Consider the following 4,047-nt stretch of genomic DNA (forward strand, 5'->3'; position numbering starts at 1 on the left):
TCCGCAAGGGCGCCAACTTCACCGCCGCCATGGCATTCGAGATCGGCTCCACCAATCTCGTGGTGGAGTTGGGCATCATCCTGGCCCTGCTGATGGGCTGGCAATTCACCGCCGCAGAGTTCATCGGCGGCCCGCTGATGATCGTGATACTGGCCGTCTTGTTCCGGCTGTTCGCGCGGTCCCGGCTCATCGACGCCGCCCGCCAGCAGGCCGAACGGGGAATCGCCGGCTCGATGGAAGGCCACGCTGCGATGGACATGTCCATCCACGCAGAGGGATCGTTCTGGCAACGGCTGTTTTCCCCGCAGGGTTTTACCTCGATCTCGCATGTGTTCGTCATGGAATGGCTGGCGATCCTGCGCGATCTCGTTCTGGGCCTGCTGATTGCTGGCGCCATCGCGGCATGGGTACCCCAATCGTTTTGGCAGAACTTCTTTTTCGCCAATCACCCGGGCTGGGCAGCGCTGTGGGGACCGATCGTGGGACCCATCGTGGCGATCGTGTCCTTCGTCTGCTCCATCGGCAATGTGCCACTTGCCGCGGTGCTCTGGAACGGAGGCATCAGTTTCGGCGGCGTCATCGCATTCATCTTCGCCGACCTGTTGATCCTGCCGATCTTGAATATCTACCGCAAGTACTACGGCACCAAGATGATGCTGATGCTGCTCGCCACCTTTTACGCCGCAATGGCCGCCGCCGGGTATCTTGTCGAATTACTTTTCGGCACAGCACATCTCATTCCAAGCCAGCGCAACGCCACGGTCATGCAAGCGGCGATCTCGTGGAACTACACCACCTGGCTCAACATCGCCTTCCTTGTTGTCGCGGCGCTGCTCGTCGCCCGGTTCGTCACCTCGGGGGGATTACCGATGGCGCGCATGATGGGTGGGTCTCCCGACGCGGAGCACCACCAGCACGATCACAGCCACTAACAGCCATGTTGCCCTGTGGATAACTTCTCCGCGCGCCGGCCCCTCGCGATATCATTCGAACATGCTTTCGAGTGGCCGTGGGGAGATCCAGGAGGTCTTCGATACGCTCGATGCCACGATGTCGCGGCTGACGGGGCTCTCGTTCGACGCGTTGACCACTCCGGAACGACTGGCCCTATTGCAACGCTGCGAGACGGCGCGCCGCCAGCTGCCTGCCGTCGAGCACGGGTTGATCAATCAGATCGCCGAGCAGTCCGACTCCGAACAGCTCGGCGGCACACTGCCCGCGGCGTTGGCCGACCGGCTGCACATTACCCGCGGCGAAGCGAGCCGACGGGTGGCCGAGGCCGCCGACCTAGGCCCCCGGCGCGCGCTGACCGGTCAACCGTTGCCGCCGCTGCTGACCGCCACCGCGACGGCCCAACGCGACGGGCGGATCGGACGCACCCATGTACAGGTGATCCGCGACTTTTTTCACCGGCTGCCCAGTGCCGTGGATATCGAGACCCGCGAACAGGCCGAGGCGCATTTGGCCGCGTTGGCCACCCAGTTCCGCCCCGACCAGCTGGCCAAGTTGGCCGAACGGCTCACTGACTGCCTGAACCCAGATGGCAGCTACACCGATGAGGATCGGGCCCGCCGGCGCGGCCTGACCCTGGGTAACCAAGACACCGACGGGATGTCTCGCCTCAGCGGTTGGCTGACCCCCGAGGCACGCGTCACCGTGGAAGCGGTGCTAGCCAAGCTGGCCGCCCCCGGCATGGCCAACCCCAATGACCAGGCGCCCGTGGTCGACGGCGCGCCCGCACCGGAAACGATTCAGCGCGATACCCGCTCGCCGAGCCAGCGCAACCACGACGCCCTCAACGCAGCACTGAGGGCGCTGCTGGCATCGGGAAAACTAGGGCAGCACAATGGGTTACCGGCCACCATCATCGTGTCCACCACGCTCAAAGAGTTGGAATCAGCGGCCGGCAAGGCACTTACTGGCGGCGGCACCATCTTGCCGATGAGTGATGTGATCCGCCTGGCTCGCCATGCCCACCATTATCTCGCGATTTTCGACAAGGGCAAAGCGCTGGCGCTCTACCACACCAAGCGACTTGCCTCCCCAGCGCAGCGAATCGTGTTGTACTCCAAAGAACGTGGCTGCAGCGCGCCGGGATGCACCGTGCCCGGCTACTACTGCGAGGTGCATCACGTCATCCCCTACGCTCAATGCCGCACCACCGATGTCAACCAGCTCACCTTCGGCTGCGGTGGCCATCACCCGCTGGCCGAGAAGGGTTGGACCACCCGTAAACGCAAAGACGGCGCCACCGAGTGGATCCCGCCACCGCATCTCGACCACGGCCAGCCACGCACCAACACCTTTCACCATCCCGAAAAGCTGCTTCGCGCCGGGGACGATGACGACGACGACCCGTAGCTGGGCGCCGATATCGGCCGGCTGCTGCCTGGCCCGCCGGTGAAAGCTGTTCTGCTTTAACTACTGCCGGACATCTTTTCCCGGAATCGGCGGTTGACCGGTTCCGGCAATAGCTCCGACACATCGCCGCCTAGCATCGCAACCTCTTTGGCCAACGACGACGACACGAACGAATACCGCGGCGCCGTCGCGACGAAGAAGGTGTCGACGCCGGCGATGTGCTTGTTCATCTGCGCCATCTGCAGCTCGTATTCGAAATCCGTGCCGGTGCGCAGGCCCTTCACGATGGCCGTCATCCCGCGGGACCTGACGAAGTCGACCACCAGCCCCGCTCCGGCCTCCACGCGCACGTTGGGTAGGTGTGTCGTCGACTCGGTGATCATAGCGATCCGCTCGTCGAGGTCGAACATGCCCTTTTTGACGGGGTTGAGCAGGATCGCGACCACCACCTCGTCGAACTGAGCCGCGGCGCGTTCAAAGACGTCGATGTGGCCCAACGTCACCGGGTCGAATGACCCCGGACATACCGCACCGCTCATAGACCGAGACGCTACACGGCGGCTCAGGCCAGTTCGGCAAGCTCGAGACGGGTGTCGCCGTACCCGCGCGACTGCCACGGACTCCATCCGGCCGGCCAGGTCAACGACGCTCTCGCGGCGCCACGTTCTACCACCGCGACGGTTCCCTGCCGCGCCCAGCCGTGGGTGATCAACGCAGCCAACACCGCTTCGACCTCGGCGGTGTCGATCTCGTAGGGCGGGTCGGCCAACACCAGATCCACCGGTGACGCGGTCCCGGCGGCCAGGACGGTTGCCACCGGACCGCGCCGCACCCTAGCGCCGGCTAGACCTAAGGCCGCCACGTTGCGCTCGATGACGGCAACGGTGCGCTGGTCGGATTCCACAAACAGCGCCGACGCGGCTCCGCGCGACAACGCCTCCAGACCGAGCGCACCCGAACCGGCGTTGCGGTCTAGCACCGCCAGACCGGTCAGCTCCCGCCGTGCGGCCACGATGTTGAAAAGCGACTCGCGCACCCGGTCGGTGGTCGGCCTGGTCCCCCGTCGCGGAACAACGATGCGCCTTCCCCGCGCTACGCCGCCGATGATCCTGGTCAGCTCAGCACCACCAGCAGGTCTCCGCCTTCCACCGCAGCGGTGCTGGACACCGCTACCCGCGCTACGACAGCGTCTTTCGGGGCGGTGATCGGGGCTTCCATTTTCATCGCCTCGATGCTGGCGATGGTCTGCCCGACGCTAACTTGGTCGCCGACGGACACCCCGACGGTGACGACTCCGGCGAACGGTGCCGCAATGTGTCCGGGATTAGCGCGGTCGGCCTTCTCGGCGGCCGGAACCGAGCTGGCGATGCTGCGATCACGCACCAGGACCGGCCGCAGCTGGCCGTTGATGATGCACATCACCGTTCGCATGCCACGCTCGTCGGGCTCGGAGATGGCCTCCAGCCCGATCAACAGCTCAACTCCGCGCTCCAGTTCCACCCGGTGCTCTTCATCCTGGCGAAGGCCGTAGAAGAACTGGTTGGCCGACAATTGCGAAGTGTCGCCGTAGGTTTCTCGGTGCTCCGCGAATTCCTTTGTTGGACCGGGAACTAAGAGCCGGTGGAGGGTGGCTTGACGCGTGGCCCCGGGGAGGGTTACAGCGGCCTCGGCGTGGCTGGCTCGCTG

5 protein-coding genes are annotated in these 4,047 nt (G+C 65.0%); 2 read left to right on the top strand and 3 right to left on the bottom strand.

What is annotated here, in order from left to right:
- Positions 1-932, top strand: a 932-nt coding sequence (locus AC2VOU_RS16715) for a permease (RefSeq protein WP_486958373.1), incomplete at its 5' end; no start/stop codon positions are given.
- A gap of 61 nt (positions 933-993) precedes the next feature.
- Complete coding sequence (locus tag AC2VOU_RS16720; protein WP_054880355.1) at positions 994-2,361, top strand: HNH endonuclease signature motif containing protein; 1,368 nt, start codon at positions 994-996, stop codon at positions 2,359-2,361.
- A 56-nt stretch (positions 2,362-2,417) separates the two neighbouring features.
- Here the strand turns inward: AC2VOU_RS16720 and coaD are convergent, their stop codons facing one another.
- The 3 genes from coaD to AC2VOU_RS16735 all read right to left on the bottom strand — a co-directional run.
- The gene (gene coaD / locus AC2VOU_RS16725) at positions 2,418-2,900 is read right to left on the bottom strand and encodes a pantetheine-phosphate adenylyltransferase (protein WP_047313035.1); all 483 of its coding nucleotides are present in this window, start codon (positions 2,898-2,900) and stop codon (positions 2,418-2,420) included.
- A 23-nt stretch (positions 2,901-2,923) separates the two neighbouring features.
- Complete coding sequence (gene rsmD, locus AC2VOU_RS16730; protein ID WP_486958375.1) at positions 2,924-3,478, bottom strand: 16S rRNA (guanine(966)-N(2))-methyltransferase RsmD; 555 nt, start codon at positions 3,476-3,478, stop codon at positions 2,924-2,926.
- On the bottom strand, positions 3,475-4,047 hold a 573-nt coding region (locus AC2VOU_RS16735; protein WP_486958374.1), incomplete at its 5' end, for a biotin/lipoyl-containing protein. The genes AC2VOU_RS16735 and rsmD, both read right to left, overlap by 4 nt.

The organism is Mycobacterium sp. TH-M25 (genome assembly GCF_057473665.1).

Coding starts and splice junctions, on each gene's coding strand:
- coaD (WP_047313035.1), bottom strand. CDS start 2,900: ATGAGCGGTGCGGTATGTCCGGGGTCATTCGACCCGGTGACGTTGGGC.
- AC2VOU_RS16720 (WP_054880355.1), top strand. CDS start 994: ATGCTTTCGAGTGGCCGTGGGGAGATCCAGGAGGTCTTCGATACGCTC.